Source organism: Streptomyces diacarni (genome assembly GCF_003323715.1).
In the GTDB taxonomy this organism is placed as follows: Bacteria; Actinomycetota; Actinomycetes; order Streptomycetales; family Streptomycetaceae; genus Streptomyces; species Streptomyces diacarni.
Genome location: NZ_QOIN01000019.1, coordinates 85,685 through 107,212, shown reverse-complemented (window position 1 = coordinate 107,212; position 21,528 = coordinate 85,685). Strand labels below are relative to the sequence as shown.

At 71.6% G+C, this 21,528-nt stretch carries 18 protein-coding genes; 4 read left to right on the top strand and 14 right to left on the bottom strand.

All coding sequences use genetic code 11. From position 1 onward, the window contains the following. Window positions 1–145: 145 nt before the first annotated feature. The 11 genes from DTL70_RS00555 to DTL70_RS00505 all read right to left on the bottom strand — a co-directional run bounded on the left by DTL70_RS00555 (window position 146) and on the right by DTL70_RS00505 (window position 11,312). Window positions 146–1,495 carry a cytochrome P450 gene (locus DTL70_RS00555; protein ID WP_245978871.1) on the bottom strand — a complete coding sequence of 450 codons (1,350 nt, stop codon included), beginning with the start codon at window positions 1,493–1,495 and terminating at the stop codon, window positions 146–148. A 40-nt stretch (window positions 1,496–1,535) separates the two neighbouring features. After that, window positions 1,536–2,765, bottom strand: a complete 1,230-nt coding sequence (locus DTL70_RS00550) for a selina-4(15),7(11)-diene synthase (RefSeq protein WP_220183583.1) — start codon at window positions 2,763–2,765, stop codon at window positions 1,536–1,538. 396 nt (window positions 2,766–3,161) lie between these two features. Beyond that, the gene (locus tag DTL70_RS00545; protein WP_114019838.1) at window positions 3,162–4,667 is read right to left on the bottom strand and encodes a cytochrome P450; all 1,506 of its coding nucleotides are present in this window, start codon (window positions 4,665–4,667) and stop codon (window positions 3,162–3,164) included. A gap of 44 nt (window positions 4,668–4,711) precedes the next feature. Beyond that, on the bottom strand, window positions 4,712–5,332 hold the full coding sequence (locus tag DTL70_RS00540; protein WP_114019795.1) for a GTP-binding protein: 621 nt from the start codon (window positions 5,330–5,332) through the stop codon (window positions 4,712–4,714). Beyond that, a complete protein-coding gene (locus DTL70_RS00535) occupies window positions 5,313–5,663 on the bottom strand; it encodes a DUF742 domain-containing protein (protein WP_114019794.1) in 351 nt (116 codons plus the stop codon). The genes DTL70_RS00540 and DTL70_RS00535 overlap by 20 nt, the downstream gene beginning before the upstream one ends. Continuing rightward, entirely contained in the window at window positions 5,660–6,064 is a 405-nt protein-coding gene (locus DTL70_RS00530; protein WP_181860706.1) for a roadblock/LC7 domain-containing protein, read from the bottom strand. Before DTL70_RS00530 ends, DTL70_RS00535 begins: the two co-directional genes overlap by 4 nt. A 3-nt stretch (window positions 6,065–6,067) precedes the next feature. Continuing rightward, window positions 6,068–7,606, bottom strand: coding sequence for a sensor histidine kinase (locus tag DTL70_RS00525; protein ID WP_114019793.1), 1,539 nt, complete (start codon window positions 7,604–7,606; stop codon window positions 6,068–6,070). A 332-nt stretch (window positions 7,607–7,938) separates the two neighbouring features. Next, window positions 7,939–8,244 carry a hypothetical protein gene (locus DTL70_RS00520; protein ID WP_114019792.1) on the bottom strand — a complete coding sequence of 102 codons (306 nt, stop codon included), beginning with the start codon at window positions 8,242–8,244 and terminating at the stop codon, window positions 7,939–7,941. A gap of 79 nt (window positions 8,245–8,323) precedes the next feature. Further along, window positions 8,324–9,982 (bottom strand): catalase, encoded by a 1,659-nt coding sequence (locus DTL70_RS00515; RefSeq protein WP_114019791.1) that lies wholly within the window; start codon window positions 9,980–9,982, stop codon window positions 8,324–8,326. A gap of 168 nt (window positions 9,983–10,150) precedes the next feature. Further along, window positions 10,151–10,624, bottom strand: coding sequence for an acyl-CoA-like ligand-binding transcription factor (locus tag DTL70_RS00510; RefSeq protein ID WP_114019790.1), 474 nt, complete (start codon window positions 10,622–10,624; stop codon window positions 10,151–10,153). A gap of 91 nt (window positions 10,625–10,715) precedes the next feature. Continuing rightward, window positions 10,716–11,312 carry a DinB family protein gene (locus DTL70_RS00505; RefSeq protein WP_114019789.1) on the bottom strand — a complete coding sequence of 199 codons (597 nt, stop codon included), beginning with the start codon at window positions 11,310–11,312 and terminating at the stop codon, window positions 10,716–10,718. A 199-nt stretch (window positions 11,313–11,511) separates the two neighbouring features. Here DTL70_RS00505 and DTL70_RS00500 point away from each other — a divergent pair, with 199 nt between their 5' ends. The 4 genes from DTL70_RS00500 to DTL70_RS00485 all read left to right on the top strand — a co-directional run bounded on the left by DTL70_RS00500 (window position 11,512) and on the right by DTL70_RS00485 (window position 16,115). Further along, the gene (locus DTL70_RS00500; protein ID WP_114019836.1) at window positions 11,512–12,273 is read left to right on the top strand and encodes a DeoR/GlpR family DNA-binding transcription regulator; all 762 of its coding nucleotides are present in this window, start codon (window positions 11,512–11,514) and stop codon (window positions 12,271–12,273) included. Further along, window positions 12,270–13,214 carry a 1-phosphofructokinase gene (pfkB, locus tag DTL70_RS00495; protein WP_114019788.1) on the top strand — a complete coding sequence of 315 codons (945 nt, stop codon included), beginning with the start codon at window positions 12,270–12,272 and terminating at the stop codon, window positions 13,212–13,214. The genes DTL70_RS00500 and pfkB overlap by 4 nt, the downstream gene beginning before the upstream one ends. A 67-nt stretch (window positions 13,215–13,281) precedes the next feature. After that, window positions 13,282–15,384, top strand: coding sequence for a PTS fructose transporter subunit IIABC (locus tag DTL70_RS00490; protein ID WP_114019787.1), 2,103 nt, complete (start codon window positions 13,282–13,284; stop codon window positions 15,382–15,384). Between the two features lie 197 nt (window positions 15,385–15,581). After that, window positions 15,582–16,115 carry a ferritin-like domain-containing protein gene (locus DTL70_RS00485; protein WP_114019786.1) on the top strand — a complete coding sequence of 178 codons (534 nt, stop codon included), beginning with the start codon at window positions 15,582–15,584 and terminating at the stop codon, window positions 16,113–16,115. 9 nt (window positions 16,116–16,124) lie between these two features. Here DTL70_RS00485 and DTL70_RS00480 read toward each other — a convergent pair whose 3' ends face one another. The 3 genes from DTL70_RS00480 to DTL70_RS00470 are packed head-to-tail and all read right to left on the bottom strand — an operon-like array spanning window position 16,125 to window position 21,501. After that, a complete protein-coding gene (locus tag DTL70_RS00480) occupies window positions 16,125–18,344 on the bottom strand; it encodes a right-handed parallel beta-helix repeat-containing protein (protein WP_245978867.1) in 2,220 nt (739 codons plus the stop codon). After that, a complete protein-coding gene (locus DTL70_RS00475; protein WP_114019785.1) occupies window positions 18,341–19,831 on the bottom strand; it encodes a M1 family metallopeptidase in 1,491 nt (496 codons plus the stop codon). The genes DTL70_RS00480 and DTL70_RS00475 overlap by 4 nt, the downstream gene beginning before the upstream one ends. Continuing rightward, window positions 19,828–21,501, bottom strand: coding sequence for an extracellular solute-binding protein (locus DTL70_RS00470; protein WP_114019784.1), 1,674 nt, complete (start codon window positions 21,499–21,501; stop codon window positions 19,828–19,830). Before DTL70_RS00470 ends, DTL70_RS00475 begins: the two co-directional genes overlap by 4 nt. Between the last annotated feature and the right edge of the window lie 27 nt (window positions 21,502–21,528).

Here is a 21,528-nt window from a genome sequence, read left to right as displayed (position 1 = left end):
CGGCTTCGGGGCGCCGCGGCGGACCGCCGACCTGAACCCCGTCCGCACCAGCCGGTGCTTCACCAGGCTCCGGGCCGACGCGACGCCCCCGGTCCGGTGGCCGGGGGCGAAGGCACGAGGGAGAGCGGCTACCGCGCTCGGGCGGTCACACCCTCGCCGTCCGCGGCATCACCCGCATCGGCAACCGGTCCGGGTGCGCCACCGCCGAAGCCACCTCCTTCACGGAGTGTTCGGGCAGGGGTTCCAGCCGCCAGCGCGCCAGCACGGTGGCCAGCGTGATGACGATTTCCGCCCAGGCGAAGCCGTCACCGATGCACTTGCGGTTGCCGGAACCGAACGGGATGTAGTCCTCGCGCGGTCGGCCCTGGCGGCGCTCGGGCAGCCACCGGTCCGGGTCGAACCGCTCGGGGTCCTCGTAGAGGCGCCCGTCGCGGTGCAGCGCGTAGAGGCTGAAGGCGATCTCGGTGCCGACCGGCAGTTCCGCGCCGCCGAGTTCGACGGGTGTGGTGACCCGGCGCATCAGCAGCGGAACCGAGTGCATGCGCGACACCTCGCGCAGCACCTGGTCCATGTACTCCAGCTTGGGCACGTCCTCGAAGGTGACGGGCCGGTCACCGACCACGGATTCGATCTCGGCCAGCAGGCGGTCCTCGACCTCGGGGTGGGTGGCCAGTTCGTGGAAGGTCCACGACAGCGTCGAGGCGGTCGTCTCCGTGCCGGCGAACATGATGGCGACCAGTTCGTCACGCACCTCACGGTCGCTGAGCGCCTCTCCGGTGTCGCTGTCGCGGGCGGCGAGCAGCATGGAGAGCAGGTCGTTGGCCTCGGGGTCCTCGTGCTCGCGGGAGGCCGCCACGACGTCGTCGATGACCTTGCGCAGGCGGGTGGCGGCCGCGTCGAACTTCCGGTTGGCCGGGATCGGCAGCCGGTCCAGCAGCCTCGGCGTCACGGCGCGCAGCAGTGCGGTCTTCAGCAGGATCGGCACGTCGCGGCGGACGGCCACGGCGGCGGGGCGGCTGATGTCGGTGGAGAACATCGTCTCGGCGAGGGTGCCGACCGAGAACTCCGCCAACTCCTCGTCGACGGCGATCGTCTGGCGGGCGGACCAGCCCTCGGCCATGGCCGTGGCCCGGTCCGCCATCACGCGCGCGTACTCGGCGATGCGCTCCCGGTGGAAGGCCGGCTGCATCAGCCTGCGGTGCGGACGGTGGATGTGCGAGGGCGCGGTCGGCAGGGAGTCGCCGACCAGGACCCGCGCCCTGACGAAGAAGCGGCCCTTGTCGACGTTTCGGGCCTTGGTCACCAGAAGTTCGTGGGTGAGGTCGGCGCTGGTGACGAAGTAGATCGGGAGGGTGCCGACGTCCACCCGGACCAGGTCGCCGGTCGACCTGAGGGACTGCATGAAGTCCAGCGGTCGCCGCAGCAGGGGGACGACGTGGCCGAGCAGGGGAAGTCTTCCCGGGGCCCGGGGTATCGCGCGCAGGGCGGTGTTCACTTGGGTGCTCCTCTTCGTGACGCTCTCGGCGGTCTTGTGCTCAGGCGCGGGAGCAGTGGTGGTGTCCGGCCATCGCCACGCGGTCCTTCGCGGGGCGCTGGGCGACGGGGACGGCCGCGTCCCCGCCGGCCGGCTGCCTGCGGCGCGGGGTGGGGAGCGCCGCCGGGACCGGCCCGTTGGAGCCTCGGGAGCCGTCGGGGCCTTCCGGTCCTTCGGTTCCTTCCGGGAGGAGGTCCCACCACCAGGAGACGGCCGGGATGTCGAGAGGTTCGGTGCTGTCGTCCGTCGGTGTGTCGCGGAACGTGGTGGGCAGGTCGGCGGGGTCCTCGGGGGTGGTGTACCGGCGCGAGGAGATGCCCCAGTCCTGGGCGGCCCGGATGAAGGAGGTGAGGCTTGTCAGGTACTGGCGCAGTTGCGGGCTGCCGGAGGCGGCGAGGTGGGCGCTCAGCCTCAGGAACAGGCACATGACGCGGTCGCGTTGGGCGACGGCGGTCTGGAGGGCGTCCGCGGGTCTCATCGCGTGGTGGTGTTCCAGCACGCGCAGCACGTTGAGGTAGTACTGCTGGCCCCGGGACTCCTTGTGGTAGGAGAAGAGGTCGTTGTCCCACGTGATGATGAAGTAGGCCATCTCGGCGGCGGCCCGCACGGACGTGCTGTCCCTCTCGTGCGGCTGGAGTTCATAGCCGTAGCCCATCTCCAGCAGCGGCATCACGACGGACGTGGCGCCGTCGTAGAGCCGCATGAGGGTGTAGTCGTTGAGGTCGGGGACGGTGCCCTTGTTGCGGTGCGAGGCCTCCCACACGACGGACAGGAAGTACTCCCGCAGCGCGTCGACCCAGCGGGCGACCTGCCCCGGTGTCGCGTGCAGGTTCATCCGGTACCGCAGGTCCCGCAGCCCGGCGGCCAGGGAGTCGCCGGTGAGCATGGGGGCTTCCGGGTTCTGGGCTATGCGCAGCAGCCGGGAGAGTTCGGGGACGAGTTCCTTGGGGTCGGCTCCGAGTTCTCCCTCTTCGCAGTGGCCGTCGTCGACGCCGAAGAGCCACAGGACGAAGTCGGCGAGCAGCGAGATGACCTCTTCGTCGCCGTCCGGGAGGATGCGGGCGGCGAAGGTGCCTATGTCGTGGCCGATGAGCTTTTCGCGCAGTTCACGTGAGCCGATGTCGAAGCTCTTGGCCCAAGCGGCGGTCTGTTGGTCGATCCGCTCGTGGCGGGGGTGTATCGCCGGGGGAATCGGAGAATAGACGGGCGGAACCAGTACCCCGTGCTCCACTATCGATCACCTCAGTCACTCCTGCGGCCGCGCCGCTTCCTTGCCCGAACACTCGTCGAGGGTCTGCCGGCGGCGCGCCGGGGTTCCGGACGCGCCGCCGCGCACGCCAGGCGCCATGCCGAGGCCCGCCCCCTGGCGGGGACGGGCCGACACGTGGCACGGAGCGGATGACGCGGCGTGACCCTCTTTGCTCATGTGTATCCATTGCCACAAGCAACCATTCACGCCACAGGTGACTCAGTGGGGCGCGCTTGGCATATTCGGCACGGCAACTGGGGCGATTCCGCCGCGGACCGAGAGAACTCGGGCGTCATCCTGCGGGAGCGCGCACGGACGCGCACCCCGCAGGAAGGCAGAAGAACCGGATGAACGAGGCGAGTCGGAACAGTCAGGCAATCACCGGCCACGGCCGCGCAGTCGGCGCCTGACGGCCGCCCAGCCCGTCCCGCGCTCCGGCTCGGACGACGGTACGGCCCCGGCCGCCGCCGGGGCCCCGGGCGGCGGCGACGGCCGCACCTGGGTTCCGACAGCCGCGCCAGCTGGGGGCTCGGGCGGCGGCAGGGGCTGCCGGGCCGACGCGGACGTCTCGCCGGGCCTCGGCCGCCCCGTCCGACGCGGCGACGTGAACGAGGTGGGCAGCGCCACGAGCCGACGGGACATCAGGGCCGAGTCCCAGCGCAGCTCCTCCTGCGGCACCGCGAGCCGCAGGTCGGGAAGGCGCGAGAGCAGCGTGTCGAGTCCCGTGTCCGCGATGGCCCGGCCCAGGTCCCGGCCCGGGCACTCGTGCGGCCCGGCGCTGAAGGCCAGATGGGAGCGGTTGCCGTGCAGCGGCACCGACAGGTCGGGCCGGACCGCGGGGTCGACGTTGCCCGCCGCGAGCCCGAGGACCAGCATGTCGCCGGCCTTGATCTGCCGGCCGGCGAGCTGGGTGTCGCCCGTCGCCCACCTGCCGATGTTCGTCGTCATCGGCGGCTCGTCCCACAGCACCTGTTCCAGGGCGTCCGGCAGGGTCATGTGCCCCCCGGCCAGGGTCGCCCGGAAACGGCGGTCGGTGAGCAGCATCCGCAGCGTGTTCGCGATCAGGTTGACCGTCGGCTCGTTGGCGGAGACCAGGGTGACGCGCAGGTGCTCGCGGACCTCGTCGTCGGACAGCCCCGCCGGGTGCTCGATCAGCTTGGAGGCCACGTCGTGCGCCGGCTCCACCCGCTTGCGCTCCACCAGCCGCTGGAGGGTGTCGGTGATGAAGTCGTTGCTCTCGACTGCGGTCTCGGTGCCCTGGATCATGTCCTTGGCGGCCTTGACCAGCTGGGGCCCGTACTCCTCCTCCATGCCGAACAGCTGCGTGATGACCCGCAGCGGCAGCTGGTCGGCGAACTGCTCGACCAGGTCGGCCTGTCCGGCGTTCTCGAAACCGTCGATCAGCTGGTGCGTGAAGCGGATCACGTACCGGCGGATGCCGCGCGACTCGAAGCGCGACAGACTGTCGGTGAGCGCCTGGCGCAGCCGCTGGTGCTCCATGCCGTCGGCGAACACGCACAGCGGCTGCCACGTGGTCAGCGGAGCGAGCGGATGGTCAGGGGGGATCCTGCCCTCGCGCATGGCGTGCCAGTGGCGCGAGTCCCGGGAGAAGAGCGAGGGCGTGCGGGCCACTTCGAGGTTCTCACGGTGGCCGAGCACCAGCCAGACACGTACGTCGCCGGGCAGCAGCACCGGGGCCACCGGGCCGTGCTCGGACCGCAGCTTCTCGTACAGCCTCATGGGGTCGGTGTCGGCCTCGGGGCCGAAGAGGCGGCGCAGCCCGTCCGCGCCGCCGCCCGGCCCGGCGCCCGCGGCGTGCGCGGGGCAGCCGGGCGGCGGGGCGGCCGCCGTTCCGGCGCCGGGCTCGGGCCGCGGGGACGGCACATACGTCTGATGCCGCTCGTCCGAGGGGTTGGGGGGTTGCGGGGTCACGTCGCCTCCGAAGTCATGGCGAGGGAGTGCAGGTACTGCATCAGCGCCAGGAGGACGCCCTTGCTGGACTCCCGGTTCCGGGCGTCACACGCCATGAGCGGCACCTCGTCCGTCAGGTCCAGCGCCTCACGCAACTCCCCGTCGGTGTAGGACGGCGCCTCGTCGAACGCGTTGACGGCCACCACGAAGGGCGTCTGCGACTCCTCCAGGCGGCCGAGCACGTCGAAGCTGGCCTCCAGCCGCCGGGTGTCGACGAGCACCACGGCACCCAGCGCCCCCTCGAACAGGCCGTTCCACAGGAACCAGAAGCGCTGCTGCCCCGGTGTGCCGAACAGGTACAGGACCAGCTCGTCGTTGAGGCTGATGCGGCCGAAGTCCATGGCGACGGTCGTCATCGACTTGCGCTCGACGCCGGCGAGATCGTCGACGCCGGCGCTGGCCTCCGTCATCGTCTCCTCGGTCGTCAGCGGCCTGATCTCGCTCACGGAGCGCACCAGGGTCGTCTTGCCGACGCCGAAGCCGCCCACGATGACGATCTTGACCGCGGAGGTGGCCGACGCCGGCAGCGCGTCCTCGCTCCGAGGCCCCGCTGCCGTCTCAAAGGTTCTGGAGGCCATGGATCACCGCCTTGATGATGTCGATGTCGGGAAGGGCAGGGGCAGGCGCCCTGGCTTCCACACGTTCTTCGGCCAAGAGGTCGGCGAGCAGCACACTGACGATGCTCACCGGGAGTTTCAGGTGTGCCGAGATCTCCACGACACTCAGCGGGGACGCGCACACCCGCAGGATCGACTCGTGCTCGGGCTGCATGCCGATCTGCGGCGGGGTACGGGAGACGATTAACGTGACCAGGTCGAGGCCGGTCTCGTCGAAGCCGCTGCGCCCGCCCGTCAGGACGTACAACCGCTCCGGACCGCCCTCGTCCCAGTCCTCGCCCACCTGCGTCATCGCGCCAGCCGGTCGCCACGCGGGGGGCTGGTGAGGTGGGCGCCGATCCGGGTGACCAGGCCGCGCATGTGCTGCCCGACGAGGCCCATGTCGACCCCCTCGTCGACCAGGACGACCAGGTGCGCCCCCTCACCCGCCGCCATCAGGTGCAGGAAGCCGCCGTCCAGTTCGATGACGACCATGCGCATGCTGCCGTTGCTGTGCGGGAACTCCTCGGCAGCCGCTCTGGCCAGGCTCTGCAGGCCTGCTCCGATCGCCGCCAGCCGGTCGGAGGTGTCCTTGTCCAGCGGGCATTGAGCCATGCACAAGCCGTCCGACGACAGAAGGACGACATGGCGGGTCTGCGGGATGCTGTCCGCCAAGTCCTTGAGCATCCAGTCCATGTCGGGCTGCCGAACCATCGATCACTCACCTTCATCCGACGACTTGTCGCTGTGTTCCTGGGCGGCAGTCGTTGCCGATCGCTTGCCTGACAGGCCCTCCTGGAAGGCGCCCATCCACATCCCGGGCGCGGGCTCGTCAGACGTCGTCTCCTCCCGCTCGCTCTCCTCCACCGCGGGAGCACCGGCCCTCGTGCGGGCGGTGGACCGGCCGCCCCGGCGGCTGCGCCGCTGCGGCAGCCCACTGGCGGTGCGCTCGGCGACCTGCGGCGTCTCCTCGTCCATCAGCTCCTGCTCCCCGCGGCCGGAGGTCGACGGTGTGTCCTTCCTGGCCGGCGACACGGACGCCGCGGGCCGGTCCGCCGGCCGCTGCCCCGATGTGGCGCCGATGCCGTGGGCGCGCCCGCTCGCGGGCGCCGTGGTGATCAGTTCGTGGGGGACGACGAGAACGGCGCGCACGCCCCCGTAGGCGGACGGTGCCAGCGACACCTGGAAGTCGTACTCCTGCGCCAGGCGCCCGACCACGGTCAGGCCGAGGCGCGGCGCCTCACCGAGGTCGTTGAGGTCGATGCCCTCTCGCGCGGTCTCCAGCATGTGCTCGGCGCGGCTCCGCGCCTCCTCGCTCAGCCCGAATCCGCCGTCCTCGATCTCGACGGCGATGCCGGCGTGCACCTCGCCCGCCGTCAGGTGGACGCGGGTCTGCGGCGGCGAGTAGCAGGTGGCGTTGTCCAACAGTTCGGCCAGCGCGTGGATCAGCGGCTCCACCGCGCGTCCCATGACGGCGACCTCGGCGACCGAGTGCAGCGAGACCCGCTGGTAGTCGGCGATCCGCGACATCGCGCCACGCAGCACGCTGTAGAGCGGCACGGGCTGGCTCCACTGCCGCCCGGGCCGGGCACCGCCGAGTACCGCGATGGTGTCGGCGAGCCGGCTGATCAGGGCGTTGCTGTGGTCCAGGCGCAGCAGGTCGGCGAAGAACTCGCGGCTCTGTCCGTGCCGCTCCTCCATCTCCCGCAGGTCGGTCGCCTGGCGGTGCACGATGGCCTGGACGCGGCGGGCGATGTTGACCACGCCGCGCTGCGCGGAGTCACGCAGCGACTCCTCGGCCCGCACCGCCTCGACCACGGAGCGCACCAGCTCGTGGTGCGCCGCCTCGAACTCGGTCCCGAGCCCGGTGGCGGGGCCCGCGGAAGCGGCCGAGCGCACCACGTTCTCGGCGAACTCGCCCCGGCGCAGCGCTTCGACCGCTTCGGGTAGCCGCTCCTTGGCCAACCGCACGGTCGCGGCCTCCTGCTCGTGCAGGTGCCGCTGGAGGGCCGCCTGGTGCTCCGCGTACTGGCTCCGCAGCGTCTCCAGCGCCCGTCCCCTGCGGGACAGTTCACCGGTGGTGAGTGCGACGGCGGCGGTCCCCACGACCCCGCACCAGATGACCGCGGAGCGCGCGTCGCCGGGGACCTGGGTGGCCGCGACGGCCGTGGCGGCGGCCATGGCGAGCGCGGGGAGCCACCACATCCAGGGCGGCGCGGACCGTTGACCTCCGGGCGACGAACCCGTGCGCATCATCAGCGTCCTCAAATCGTTCGACGGACTGGGCAAAGAGGCGATGTGGGCAGCAGCGAGTGCACCTCCGGCCCGCCGACGGGCTCGCCCCACCGTTTTGGGACCCGTGCAGAACTGGACGTGACCGGAGATCCGGTGACGCACCGTCATGCCGAGTCGCAGGCAGCATAACCGGAATGGATCACCACGGAACAAGCGAGGTCCACTCCGGATGTGCGCGCGCCACCCTCGACGCGGTGGACACGCCGTGGCCGCGCCCCGGCGTCACAGCTCCCTCACGACCCTCTCACCCCGCTGTCACCGCGCCGTGGCCGGCCACCTGCCCAGGCGCGCGTTCACGGCCGGGGGTTGGTGCGGTGCCAGCGGGGGCGTGCCTCACCGCCGCGGCGTCCTGCGACGGACGCGCAGCGGGGGCACACCCGCTGCACGCGGTCCGCCGCTCCCCCGGAGTCGGGGAGGATGTCGGGCCAGGCGACGTGGGCGAACCGCGTCAGCCGCGACCGGCTGAGCGAGAGGCCGCACACGGTCTGGTTCAGGCCCTGTTCCCAGGCGTGCGCCTCGCCCGCGGGCAGCCGGCGGCCGTCTTCGTCGTCCACCCACTGCCCCGACGCGGCGACCGCGTACCGCTTCGTCGCTGCCATTCCCGCTCGTGCCTCCCGACGTGCTGATCCCCTGCGCGTTCTCCCCTTCTCCGGTTCCCCGTGGGCTTCCCCTGACGCGTCAGCGGGTGACGACGTGCCGCTCGTCCGGGACGCAGTGGGTCATGGTGAGGCCCGAGACGTCCCGCGCAGGGTTGCTGCCCAGGTGCGCCAGCCGCTCGCGGTCCTCCTCTGTCAGGTTCTGGCCGGCCAGCGGCTCGAGGCCGGAGACGTCATCGGGACCGATGCCCAGGCCCTCGCCGACGCGGAGGCCGAGTTCGTTCTCCACGAGCAGGAAATGCCAGACCATCCGTTCTTGGACCCTGCGGTCGGCCTGGGAGATCAGGTCGACGAAGTTCTTCACCAGGTCGTCCCGCTCCCAGTCCTCCAGCAGGCGGTACCGCTGGCCCGCCTGAAGGTAGTCGTTGGTGCGCGGAATGCGTTTGCGGGTGACCCGGCCCTGGATTTCGGGCCCTTCGTCGTCGGTGGTCGGATACCGGCTTTCGCGCAGTCCGCCCATGACCGACGGCTCGTAGTTGACCTCCGGATTCCCCGCGTGCGGATCCTGTTCGAAGGCCATCATTCCGTCGCGCTGGTTGGTGTGCACGGTGGCGTTCTTGGCGCGGTTGACCGGGAGCTGCAGGTAGTTCGGGCCGACGCGGTAGCGCTGCGTGTCGCTGTAGGAGAAGGTCCGCCCCACGAGCATCTTGTCGTCGGAGAAATCCAGGCCGTCGACGAGGACGCCCGTGCCGAAGGAGATCTGCTCGTTCTCCGCGTAATAGTCCTCGACGGTGCGGTCGAGAACCATACGGCCCACCGGCTTGGGCGGGAAGTCCTGCTCCGGCCAGGTCTTCGTGTCGTCCAGGGGATCGAAGTCCAGCTCCGGATGGTCGTGGTCGTCCATGATCTGGACGAGCAGTTCCCATTCGGGATGGTCGCCGCGGCGGATCGCCTCGTACAGGTCCTTCGTCGCGTGGCCCAGTTCTGCGGCCTGGACGGCGGCCGCGTCGTCCTCGGTCATGCTGCGCACACCCTGCTTGGGCATCCAGTGGTATTTGACCAGGACGGTTCTCCCCTCGCCGTTCACCCATTTGTAGGTGTTCACGCCGAAGCCCTGCATGTGCCGGTAGTCGGCGGGGATACCGCGCGGGCTGAAGAGATTGACGAGCATGTGCATCGACTCCGGGGTCTGCGACATGAAGTCGAAGATCCGGGCCGGCTTCTGCTCGTGCGAGACCGGGTCGGGCTTGAGCGCGTGGATGACGTCGGGGAACTTGATGGCGTCCCGGATGAAGAAGACACCCAGGTTGTTTCCGACGAGGTCCCAGTTGCCCTCCTCGGTGTAGAACTTCACCGCGAAGCCGCGCGGGTCGCGGGCCGCCTCCGAGGAATCCCGGCCACCGATCACGGTGGAGAACCGCACGGCCACATCGGTGCGCTTGCCGCGCTCCTGGAAGAGCTTCGCCCGGGTGTAGCGGCTGACGGGCTCCTCGCCCCAGCCGCCGTAGCTCTCGAAATACCCGTAGGCGGTCGCGCCGCGGGCGTGGACCACCCGCTCGGGAATGCGTTCCCTGTCGAAGTGGCTGATCTTTTCCAGGAACTGGTAGTTCTCCAGCGTGGCAGGGCCGCGTGCGCCGACCGTCCGCTGGTTCTGGTTGTCGTAGACCTTGTGACCCTGCCGGTTGGTGAGCACCGGGCGGTCGTCATCGGGCGCGGATCCCTGGCTGGCTACGTCTGTCACTGCTCTTGGGTCCCTTCGGCACGCGACGGCGCTCGGTCCGCGCCGCGGAGGAGAACTCGGGTGAACAGGGGTACCCGTTCGGGCGGCGGTCCCACAGACCTCACCGCATTGGCGCACTCGTTCGGCGCACACCGCCTGAGAGCCCGCCAGCGGGGGAAGCCGACGAGCTCAGGGGCCTTCGGAGGGCTGGACGGCCAGGAAGCCCGCGTCCAGTACGCGGCAGGTCTCCTCCAGCAGCCGCTCCCGCTCGGCCGCGCCGACTTCCGCGGTACGCATCGTCACCGTGAGCGCGGCGACGGCGGTGACGGCGCCGAGGCGCACGACGTGGGAGTCCGCCGGCAGGCCGAGACGCGCGGCGATGCCCGCCTCGACGGCGCGGACGACCTTGCGGGTGAGCTGGGTGGCCTGCGCGGCCACGCCGGGACTGTGGGCCATGACCTCCCGCACGACGGTGGCGCGGCTGCCGGGCTCGGAGGCGAAGGCGGTGGTCGTCATGGCCCACAGTGCGGCCCGTACGGCGCTCTCCGCCCTGGGCCTGTCCACGATGAGGCCGGCGAGGTACGCGTCGTCGGAGGCGTCCCAGGCCAGGAACGCCTCGTCCTTGGTCGCGAAGTGGTTGATCCCCGTCAGCCCGGTCGCCATCCGCTGAGCCGGGCGAGGCCGCACCCTGCGCCACTGCCAGGCCGCGCCCGGCCGACCGTCGGCCGGGCCTGCCACCGGCCTGCCAAGGCTCTCAAGGCCGGTCGGCCCCCACCCCGCGCGCCACCCGCTCCAGACGGTGGCGGTAGTCCTCCCACCAGGCGAGACCGGCCGGCGGCATGTTGTCGTTCCCGTCCCGCAACCCGGTGGCGCCATCGAGGAGCTCCCGCACGATGTCGGCGTGCCCCGCGTGCCGTTGGGTCTCGGCGAGCATGTGCACCAGGATCCGGTGGAGTGTCACCTCGCTTCGGTCGGCCGGCCAGTGCGGCACCCAGCCCGCGGCGTCCAGCGCCAGGCTCTCGATCGTCGCGTCCGCGTGCGCGCACACCCGGCGGTACCGCCCCACGACGTCCTCGCGCGACTCGTCCGCCCTCGCCCACATGTCCGCGTTGGTCTCGGCGTCCTGGGTGAGGCGGGGCAGCAGGTGGTCGGCGGGGCGCCCGAAGGTGTCGCCGAAGTAGCCCAGTTCGCAGTACGACACGTGCTTGACGAGCCCCAGCAGATTGGTGCCTGTGGGCGTCAGCGGGCGCCTGATGTCGTATTCCGACAGCCCTTCAAGCTTCCACAGCAGCACGTCACGGGCGGTCTGCAGGTAGCGGTGGAGGTCCTTCTTCGGATCCGGTGCGGTCATGCCCGACAGCCAACCATCCCCCCGCGCCCCGCGCCCCCTGGTTGGCGGCATTGGCGGCGTTGGCGGCCTCCGCGGACCGTCCGACGCCGACGCGTCCGATCATGACCGCCTCATGTCCGAATACATTTACTTCCCGGTTCCGCACTCGTAGCATGGCCGCGCACCAACCGAGACGGTCATGAAACGGACGCAGAACAACATGTACGCACCGGAGCGCCAGCAGGAGATCCTGCGCCTGGCCCGTGAGAGCGGGCGGGTGGACGTACTGTCCCTGGCCGAGGAGTTCGAGGTCACCGCGGAGACCGTACGGCGCGATCTGAAGGTGCTGGACCGGGCGGGGCTCATCCGCCGCGTCCACGGTGGCGCCATCCCCGCAGGCCGGCTCGACTTCGAACCCGACCTCGCCGAGCGGGACGCGGTGGCCGCCGACGAGAAGGACCGGATCGCGCAGGCCGCGCTGGCCGAGCTGCCCGCCGAGGGCAGCGTCATCCTCGACGCGGGCACCACCGCCGCCCGGCTGGCCGCCCTCCTCCCCCTCGACTCCACCCTCACCGTGGTGACCCACGCGCTTCCCGCCGCGGCCCGGCTCGCCGACCACCCCGGCATCGCCCTGCACCTGGTCGGCGGCCGCGTACGGCACCGCACCCGGGCCGCCGTCGACGCCTGGGCGCTGCGGGCCTACGGCGAGATCCGGGCCGACGTCGCCTTCGTCGCCACCAACGGCTTCTCCCACACCGGCGGGCTGACCACCCCCGACCTCGCGGAGGCCGCCGTCAAGCGTGCCGCACTCGCGGCTGCCCGCAGGGTCGTACTGCTCTGCGACTCCGCGAAGTTCGGTCAGGAGCACCTCGCCCGCTTCGGGGCCCTCGGCGATGTCGATCTGCTGATCACCGACACGGGCCTGGCCCCCGAGGACGCGCAGACGATCGAGCGTGGGGGCACGGCGGTGGTGCGCGCGTGATCCTCACCCTGACCCCGAACCCCAGCCTGGATCGCACCTACGAACTGCCGGACCTGGAGCGCGGCGCGGTGCTGCGCTCGGCCGGCGACAGGGTGGACCCCGGCGGCAAGGGCGTGAACGTCTCCCGCGCCGTCGCCGCCGCCGGCGGCCGTACGGTGGCGGTGGTTCCGCTCGGTGGCCCTGAGGGCGCGCTGCTGGCCCGGCTGCTCGAAGAGCACGGCATCGAGGTGGCCGGGGTCCCCGTCGCGGAATCGACCCGCGTCAACGTCACGCTCGTCGAGCCGGACGGCACGCTCACCAAGGTCAACGCGGCGGGTCCGCAGATCGAGCGGGCAGCCGCCGAGGCGATGCTGGAGGCCGTCCGCGCACGGTCGGCGGACGCGGAGTGGATCGCCTGCTGCGGCAGCCTGCCGCGCGGCCCAGGACCCGAGTGGTACGCCGAGGTGGTGGACCGCACCCACCGGGGCGGCGGCAGGATCGCCCTGGACACCTCAGGTGCGGCCCTGACCGCCGCGCTCGGGAAGCGGCCCGACGTGGTCAAGCCGAACGCCGCGGAGCTGTCCGAGGCCGTCGGGCGCCCCCTGGCCACGGTCGGTGACGCGGTGAAGGCCGCGGAGGAACTACGCGGGCGCGGTGCCCGTGCCGTCCTGGCCAGCCTGGGCGCCGACGGGCAACTGCTCCTCGACGAGACCGGTACGTACTTCGGTACAGCGGCTCAGGTGGTCGCGCGCAGCGACGTCGGTGCGGGTGACGCGTCGCTGGCCGGTTTCCTGGCCGCCGGCGGCCAGGGCCCTGCGGCGCTCGCCGCGGCCGTCGCCAACGGAACCGCCGCCGTGCAACTGCCGGGCAGCGCGATGCCGGGCCCCGCGGACCTCGACCCGGCGCTGGTCACCACGACCACGGACATCCCCGTCGACCGCGCCTTGGGCCAACCGACGTGATGAAGACCGGGTTCCCCCTCCCCTCCCCCAGCCGCCCGTGCGGGCGGCCGGTCACCAAGGAGCCGCGATGAGCGAGCTGATCACCCCGGATCTGGTCGATCTCGACCTGTCCGCCGACACCAAGGAAGCGGCCGCCAGGACGCTCGCCACGCGGATGGCGGCGGCCGGCAGGGTCACCGACATCGAGGGATTCCTCGCCGATGTCGCCGCCCGCGAGGCCCGGATGGAAACCGGCCTCGACGGCGGTATCGGCATCCCGCACTGCCGCAGCGCACACGTCACCGAGCCGACGCTGGCGTTCGGCCGCAGTGCGCGCGGTATCGACTTCGGCGCGCCGGACGGACCCGCCGACCTGGTCTTCCTGATCGCCGCGCCCGACGGGGCCGACAGCGAGCATCTGGCCATCCTCTCCGCGCTGGCGCGGCGGCTGGCGGACCAGGAGTTCGCGGCGGCGCTCCGCGCGGAACAAGACCCGGGCGCGGCGGCTGCCATGATCCGGGGCGACGGGCCGACGACCGCGCACGAGGACGAAGCAGAGCCGGCGGACGACGCGGAGCCGGATGCGGTGTCCGCGCGTGACGGGTCCTCCACAGCGCCGGCCGCCGGGGCGGCGGGTACGGGGGCGGACGAGACCCCGTTCCGGATCGTCGCCGTCACGTCCTGTCCGACGGGCATCGCGCACACCTACATGGCCGCCGAGGCCCTGGAGCGGGCCGGGCAGGAGGCCGGGGTCGAAGTGACCGTGGAGACCCAGGGGTCAGGGGGGTTCAGCAAGGTCGAGCCCGGCGTCGTCGCCGGCGCCGACGCCGTGATCCTCGCGCACGACGTGGAGGTGCGGGACAAGGCCAGGTTCGCCGGCAAACCCACCGTCGACGTCAGCGTGAAGGCCGGGATCAACCGCCCCGCGGAGCTGATCGCCGAGGTGCGCGCCAAGGCCGCGCGCGGCGAGACGAGCGGGCCTGCCGGCCAGGAGCCGGAAGCAGTCGAGGAGCCGGGGGCGGGCGAGGGCTTCGGCTCGCGGCTCCGCCGCTACCTGATGAGCGGCGTCAGCTACATGGTGCCGTTCGTCGCCGCGGGCGGCCTGCTGATCGCGCTCTCCTTCGCCCTGGGCGGCTACGAGATCTCCGACGCGAAGTCGGTCGCCGACCACTTCGTGTGGACCGAGGTCCACAGCTGGGCCGCCCTGCTCAACCAGGTCGGCAGCGCCGCCTTCGCCTTCCTGGTACCGGTGCTGGCCGGCTACATCGCCTACGGCATGGCCGACCGGCCCGGCCTCGTCCCCGGCTTCGTGGGCGGGTCGATCGCGGTGACCATCGACGCGGGCTTTCTGGGCGGTCTGGTCGCGGGCCTGCTCGCCGGCGCGGTCGTGACGGCGATCCAGCGCGTGCGCATTCCGCCGACGCTGCGCGGCATCATGCCGGTGCTGGTGATACCCCTCGTGGCCTCCGCCCTCGTTGGCTTCTTGATGTTCGTGGTGATCGGTGAGCCGATCGCGGCCCTGCAAAAGGCGCTGACCGACTGGCTCGGCGGTCTGTCCGGATCCAACGCCGTCGTCCTCGGCGTGGTGCTCGGCCTGATGATGTGCTTCGACCTCGGCGGCCCGCTGAACAAGGTCGCGTACGCCTTCGCCGTGGGCGGTCTGGCCGACCCGAACGACGGCAGCCTGAAGGTGATGGCCGCGGTGATGGCGGCCGGCATGGTTCCCCCGCTGGCGATGGCGCTGGCCACCACCGTACGGGGGAAGCTGTTCACCGAGACCGAGCGGGAGAACGGAAAGGCCGCGTGGGTGCTGGGAGCCTCCTTCATCACCGAGGGCGCGATCCCCTTCGCGGCGGCGGACCCGCTGCGGGTCATCCCTTCCGCGATGGCGGGCGGCGCGGTCACCGGCGCGCTGTCGATGGCCTTCGGCTCCACGCTGCGGGCCCCGCACGGAGGAGCGTTCGTGGTGCCGCTGATCGGGAACCCGCTGCCGTACCTGCTCGCGATCGCCGCTGGTACGGCGGTGACGGCGGGCCTCGTCCTCGTCCTGAAGGGGCGTCGCCCGCGGGCGGCGGGCGCCCGCGCGGAGACGCCCGGCGCTCGCGGGAAGACGGCGGAGCCGGTGGCGCCGGCGGCGCGTCGTGCGGGCGCGGCGGGCGAGGTGGCCGAGGTGGCCGACTCCTCGCGGTGAGGCGGCTCACGCCTCGTCGTTGCGCGGACGGCCACGGGCCCGTGCGCGGACGGCGGCCGTGCGCGGGCAGCGGCCGTCCGCAGCCTCCGCTGGGGTGACGTGCGGGCGTGCTGGAGCGCGTTTGCCGGGTGCTGTCGGCTCGGGGACTTCTACTTGTCGACCGAACCCCTCCCCGAGCCCTCGAAGGACAGTGAGCCATGACGGACGATTTCGTTGTCGACGTGAGCCGCATCCGCGCCGACGCCCGGGCGAAGATGGAAAGCGGTCCTGTGACGGGCACCTACGAAGCCGATCGGGACCGTGTGGTGGCTGTTCTCAACGACGTGGTCGCCACCGAGGTCGTGTGCTGGATGCGCTACACCCGGCACGCCATCTCCGCGACCGGCATCGACAGGGCGCAGGTCTCGGCCGAGTTCACCGAGCACGCCAAGGAGGAGTGGGATCACGCGCTGCGCGCCGCCGAGCGCATCTCCCAGTTGGGCGGCGAGCCCGATTTCGACCCGGCCACCGTGGCCCAGCGCTCCCACACCGACTACACCGCCACCCCCGACGGCGAGCTGAAGCAGATGCTGCGGGACAACCTGGAGGCGGAGCGGATCGTCATCGGCGTCTACCAGGAGATCATCCGCTGGCTGGGGGACAAGGACCCCACGACGCGGCGGGTCATGGAGAGCATCCTCGAAGAGGAGGAGGACCACGCCGACGACCTGCTCGACCTGCTGGGCGGCTGACCTCGGGGATCACGGGTGGACGAGGACCTGGGCGAGCGCCACCCGGCCTGTGCCGGTCGCCTTGATCGTCACGTGGCGGGTGGTGCCGGCCAGCTCGACCAGGGTGGGGCGCAGGGCCTCGCCCGTCACGTGGACGGTTCCCGTGTCCGTGGTCACGTCGAAGTCCGCGGTGGTCATCGAGGCGTCGTTCCAGACCTCGATCCGGCTGACGTGCCGGGGGCGGCCCAGGTCCACGCGCCACCAGGCCCCCTCCTCGCGGAGCGTTCGGGTGTCGGTCGTGGTGTCACCGTCGATCGCGCGGCTCGCCGCGGCCGAGCCGTCGTCCGAGGACTGGCTCGGCGTACCGGTGCGCGCCAGGTCGCGCCGCAGGTGCTCGGCCGGGGCGCTGCCGGCTCCCGCGGAGACGGCCGTGCGCAGGGCCTGGGCGGGCAGTTCGTCCAGGCCTGTGTGGTTGCCGGTCATGACGGAGCCCCGGCCGCCGAGGTCGGGGGCCGCGGTGTCGGTCCAGTTGCCGCTCACGGTGTTCTCGATCCCGTAGTCGGCCCAGTTGGAGACCCATTTGTAGCCGACGCGGGTGATCACGTTGCGTTCAACGCGCAGGTGGCTGCTCTGCTCGTCGAGGTAGATGCCGTTGCCGTCGCGTTCGGTGTTGCCGTAACCGGAGCGGTTGATGTAGTTGCCGGAGATCACCGTGCCCGGCTGGGAGCCCTGGGTGTAGACGGCACCCCCGTCGTGCTGGCCGTGGGAGACCTCCATGACGTGCGTGAGGCGGTTGTTGGTGACCTTGTTGTCGCGGAGGACGGACCGCCTGGCCTCCGGCTGGTTCCAGCCCCAGCCGACCGAGACTCCCGAGTACGGCAGGTGGTCGAGCGTGTTGTGGTCGACGGTCAGCTCCGCCTCGTAACCGGCCCAGATGCCGACAGCGTCGGTGTACTCGACTCCCGCCTCACGGACGGTGTTGTGGGAGACGGTGTTGCGCTCACCCGCGAGGGCTTCTTCGGGCCGTGGCTCGGTGTCCCCCACGTACAGGGCGCCGGAGGAGAGGTCGGTGAAGGAGGAGCGGGTGACGGACGAGTCCTTCGTGCCGGCTTCCAGGATCGCACCCGCGCCCCCGAGGTGGGTGAAGTGTGCGCGCTCGACGGTGATATGCCGCCCGCCGCGCACGGTCAGGGCCGCCGACGGCTTGGTGTAGTGGCGGCCGGCGTGGTCGACGGGGCCGTCGGCACCCGTGAGGGTGAGACCCGCCTGGGTGCCCGCGTAGCCCTCGTCGGTGCCGGGCTGCCGGTAGGCGGCGTGGGCGAACCCGAGGCCCGCGAGGGTGAGGTCGTGGGCGCCGTCGATCACGAGCAGCTGCTCGGTGTGCGGGGTGACGGCCCGCGCCCGGCGCATGTCCTCGCCCTTGCGCGGCAGATAGGTGACCGTGCGTGCTCCCGAGTCCCACACGAACTCCCCTGGCTTGTCCAGGAGCTCCACGGCGTTCTCGAAGAAGGCGACACCCGCGTACCGGTCGGAGTCGACGGTGGTGCTGTCCCAGGAGGGGCCCGTGCGGTCGGTGCCGCTGGAGGAGTTGGTCCAGCACGGTTGGGCGAAGGTCAGGTCGTCACCGCTCAAGCCGGTGACGCGGCAGTGGTAGTTGCGCCAGCGGACCCTGATGACGGCTTCCGCGTCGGTGGGCCTGCGCCAGTCCGCGATGCCGGTGGCGCGGGCGCCGCTCATGCCCTCCTTGGTCGCGTCGCAGACGTCGGCCGCACACGCCGCGCCGCGTGCCCGGACCGCGCGCTCGCCGTCCACGAACAGCTGGCGCGGGGCGACCCCGTCCGGCACGTCGGCCGTCCAGGTGCCGTCCCCGTTACGGGACCAGCCGGTCAGTGCACGGCCGCCGGACAGGACGGGGCGGGCTCCCGGGGCCGCTGCCCAGGTGACGGTGTGCCCTTCGCGTCCTGAGTCCCGCGCGTCCAGGCGCAGCGGCTCGGTGCGGGCGTAGGTGCCCGAGCGGAGAAGCACGCGGGTGTCGCGGCCGGTCACCGTGCGTGCCTCGTCCCGTGCGCCCTCCAGGGAGCACGGCCGTGCGCGGGTGCAGGTGTCGCCCTGCCCGTGCGGGGCCGCGTACAGGGTGCGGGGGCCGCTGTCGGCGTGCGCGAGGGGCGGGCCGGCGAAGAGGGTGAGGAGGAGTGCCGCGGCCAGGAGTGCGGTGACCGCGGGCCGTGCTGCTGCGGTGAAGCGGTTCACGTGTCTGCCTTCCAGTCGGGGTGGCCCGGCATCGGCGGGTTGACCGCGCCGAACAGCCAGTCGCGCAGGAAGCGGTCGAGGGAGCGGTCGCCGGTGACGCGCACGGTGTGCCGGATGAAGTCCTCGCTGGTGACGTTCCGGTCCTTGAAGCGCTCGGGCCACAGCCGCATGACGCGGGCGAATCGCCGCTCGCCGAGGCGCAGGCGCAGCGCGTACAGGACCAGGGCACCGCCGTCGTAGATGTTGGTGCCGCCCAGCTCCCGGGGAAGCCCCGGCGGGCCGTGCTCGGCGCGGACCTCGTCGAGCTCGGCGTAGGTGGCCTTCATCTTCTCCTCCAGGACCGACCACCCCCGCTCCTCGCCGTAGAGCGCGGCGTAGTAGACGGCTGGTCCCTCGTTCAGCCACGCCTGCTGCCAGTCGGCGGGCGTGACGGAGTCGCCGTACCACTGGTGCACCAACTCGTGCACCATCGTGGTCTCCCAGACGGGGCGTCCCTCCTCGTCGGGTTCGAACCAGTCGGTGGACAAGAGGCTGAGGGTCTGGTTCTCCAGTGCGTCGGAGTAGCCGTCGTAGATGTGGCAGCCGTAGACGGAGAACGGGTAGCGTCCGAATCTGGCCTCCAGCCAGGCGAGATGGTCGGCGGTGCGGTCGACGATCGGACGGTATTTCTCCTCCTCGCCCTGGGGGACGACGTGCCGCAACGGCAGGCCGCGAGGTCCACTGCCGTACAGGTAGGTGCCCTTGACCACCGCGATGCCCACGAGTTCGGTGGCCATGCGCTCGCGCAGGGCGAAGTGCCAGACGGCGGAGCCGTCGGGGCGCGGCGTCTTGTGCAGCAGTTCGCCGTTGGCGGTGGCGACGTAATCCTGCGGTGCGCCGATGTGGAACGTCCAGGTGGCCTTGTCGGAGGGGTGGTCGTTGCAGGGGAAGAAGGTGTCGGCCCGGGAGGACTGGGCGGCGCAGGCGAATCCGCCGTCGGAGCCGAACCGCCAGCCGGTCAGGCCCGTGCGGGGAGCCTTGCCGTTGCCGTGGTAGCGGATGTCGAGTGCGAAGGCGGTGGAGCGGCGCAGCGGGCGCCGGGGGGTGACGGTGAGCTCCTGGCCGCTGTCCCCTTCGGACAGTCGCCATGCCGCCGCCCGGCCGTCCACGGTGACGGAGTCGATCGTGTGCCCGTCGGTGTCCAGGTTGAAGGCGGACAGGTCCTGGGTCGCCGTGGCGCGCAGGGTCACGCGGCCGGTGAAGTCGTAGGTCGCCGGGGTGAAGTCGAAGGTCAGGTCGTAGTGGCCGACCTGGTAGCCGCCGTTGCCGAGGGTCGGGAAGAGCGGGTCGCCGAGGCCGTCGGAGCCGGGCCGCGGGTCGAGACCGGCACCACCTGCGGACTCGGCGGCCCGGGCGGGTGAGCTGAGGGCGGGTACGGCGAGCGCGGCGGCCACCGCCGTGCCGCCCAGCCGCAGGGCGGCACGTCTGCTGGAGGGTGGGTGGCTCATTTCTTCCCCTTCTGGAGGGCTTCCTCGAACTCGCCGCGGGCCTTCTCCGCTCCCTTGTCGAGATAGTCCTTGACGAGACCGTCGTAGGCGGACATCGGTTTGCGGCCCGAGATGATGTCCTTGAGGCCGTCCTGCTTGAGCGTGTGGAGGCTGCCGGTGCCCTTGGCCTCCCAGGTCGGCGAGAAGACCGCGAGGGTGGGGTCGGGGGCCAGCATCGGGATCATCTTCGAGTAGGCGGCGTGGGCGTACCGGACCGCGTCCTTCGAGGTCGGGCTGAAGACGGCGGGCACGGCGGAGGCGAGCATCTTCCACGGTGCGGCCACGTCCTGGGTGCCGCGTTTGGTGAGCACCGGGTTGCCGTGGGTGTCGCGGGTGAAGTCGGTGCCCTCGACGCCGTAGTTGATGAGCGTGTACTCCTCACTGCCGAAGGGGGCCGCGACGAAGTCGGCGAGAGCGAGCAACTGCTTGACGCGTGCGGCCGGCGCCTTCCTGACGAAGGTGGTGGAGAGGCTGAGGTTGTCCGTCCAGGAGACGGCCCCGGAACCGAAGGGCGTCATGGGGCGGGGGTCGTAGGTCTTGTCGACCGCCGCCATGGCGGCGACGTATCCGGTGCTGGGCGTCAGATAGGGCGGCATGCCGTCGTAGACGTAGGCGGCCTTGCCGTTCTTGAACAGGTCCGTGTACTGGGCCTTCTGGGCGCCGGACATGCCCAGCGAGCCGGGGTAGAAGCAGCCTGCCTCGTGCAGCTTGCGGGCCGTCTCGACGGCGAGCCGGTACTCGTCGGTCTCCAGGTCGGCGGTGAACCGGCCGCTCTTGGCGTCCATCCGCCAGTGGTAGGGCGCTCCGGCCGACATGGCGAGCAGATTGGTGACGTCCGCCATGATCGCGTACTGGTCGTGCCCGGGGCGGGTCAGCTCCTTGCACAGCTCCGTGAACCGGTCGAGGCCGGTGATCTCGTCGAGGTCCGAGACACCAGCTCTGGCGAAGAGATCGTGCCGGTAGAAGCCGGCGCCGCCCGTGACCGCCCGGGAGATCGGGACACCGTAGAGCTTCCCGTCGTAGATCGCTTTCTGCCAGGCGCCCTTCGGAATGGCGGCGAGGTTGGGGTACGCCTCGATCCCGTCCCCGGCGAGGAAGGGGGTGAGGTCGGCGCAGGTGGCCGCGAGGAACCCGGCCTTGTTGTCGAGCCCGCCCGTCTCCGGGTACATGAACAGGTCGGGCAGGTTGTTGCCGGCCACCATGGTGGAGAACTTGCTCGGATAGTCGTCGGCCGGTACGGCGGTCAGGTCGACGGTGCCGCCCAGCTTCTTCTCGATCGCCCGCCAGGCGGCGTTCCTCTCGCGTCCGGCCGGCGGTGGGGCGAAGGTCTCCATGGCCGCCGAGACCGGCTCTGCGCCCTTGAGGGGACGGCCCTTCACGGCCGGCAGCGGCGTGGCCGGGTAGCGGAAGAACGCCTGCGGCACGCCCTCGGCGGTGCCGGGCAGGTCGGGCTTGACGCCGATGTCGCGCACCGCGGTGTGGGGCAGCAGCTTGGGGCTCCTGGTGCCGGGCCTGGCTTTCGTGCCCCCGTCTCCGCACGCGGTCATGAGCGGGGTGGCGGCCAGGGTGAGGCAGAGCCCGGCTCCGGTACGCAGGAGCGCTCTTCGGTCGATGCGGGCGGAGGAGGGCACCTTGCGGTCTCCTTGCGTGGGACGGGG

What these genes read in the sequence shown, in the direction of transcription:
- DTL70_RS00520 (WP_114019792.1), bottom strand. Translation starts at nt 8,244, where the DNA reads ATGGCAGCGACGAAGCGGTACGCGGTCGCCGCGTCGGGGCAGTGGGTG.
- DTL70_RS00490 (WP_114019787.1), top strand. Translation starts at nt 13,282, where the DNA reads ATGAGCGAGCTGATCACCCCGGATCTGGTCGATCTCGACCTGTCCGCC.
- DTL70_RS00505 (WP_114019789.1), bottom strand. Translation starts at nt 11,312, where the DNA reads ATGACCGCACCGGATCCGAAGAAGGACCTCCACCGCTACCTGCAGACC.
- DTL70_RS00475 (WP_114019785.1), bottom strand. Translation starts at nt 19,831, where the DNA reads ATGAGCCACCCACCCTCCAGCAGACGTGCCGCCCTGCGGCTGGGCGGC.
- DTL70_RS00510 (WP_114019790.1), bottom strand. Translation starts at nt 10,624, where the DNA reads ATGGCGACCGGGCTGACGGGGATCAACCACTTCGCGACCAAGGACGAG.
- DTL70_RS00525 (WP_114019793.1), bottom strand. Translation starts at nt 7,606, where the DNA reads ATGATGCGCACGGGTTCGTCGCCCGGAGGTCAACGGTCCGCGCCGCCC.
- DTL70_RS00540 (WP_114019795.1), bottom strand. Translation starts at nt 5,332, where the DNA reads ATGGCCTCCAGAACCTTTGAGACGGCAGCGGGGCCTCGGAGCGAGGAC.
- DTL70_RS00500 (WP_114019836.1), top strand. Translation starts at nt 11,512, where the DNA reads ATGTACGCACCGGAGCGCCAGCAGGAGATCCTGCGCCTGGCCCGTGAG.
- DTL70_RS00530 (WP_181860706.1), bottom strand. Translation starts at nt 6,064, where the DNA reads ATGGTTCGGCAGCCCGACATGGACTGGATGCTCAAGGACTTGGCGGAC.
- DTL70_RS00535 (WP_114019794.1), bottom strand. Translation starts at nt 5,663, where the DNA reads ATGACGCAGGTGGGCGAGGACTGGGACGAGGGCGGTCCGGAGCGGTTG.
- DTL70_RS00485 (WP_114019786.1), top strand. Translation starts at nt 15,582, where the DNA reads ATGACGGACGATTTCGTTGTCGACGTGAGCCGCATCCGCGCCGACGCC.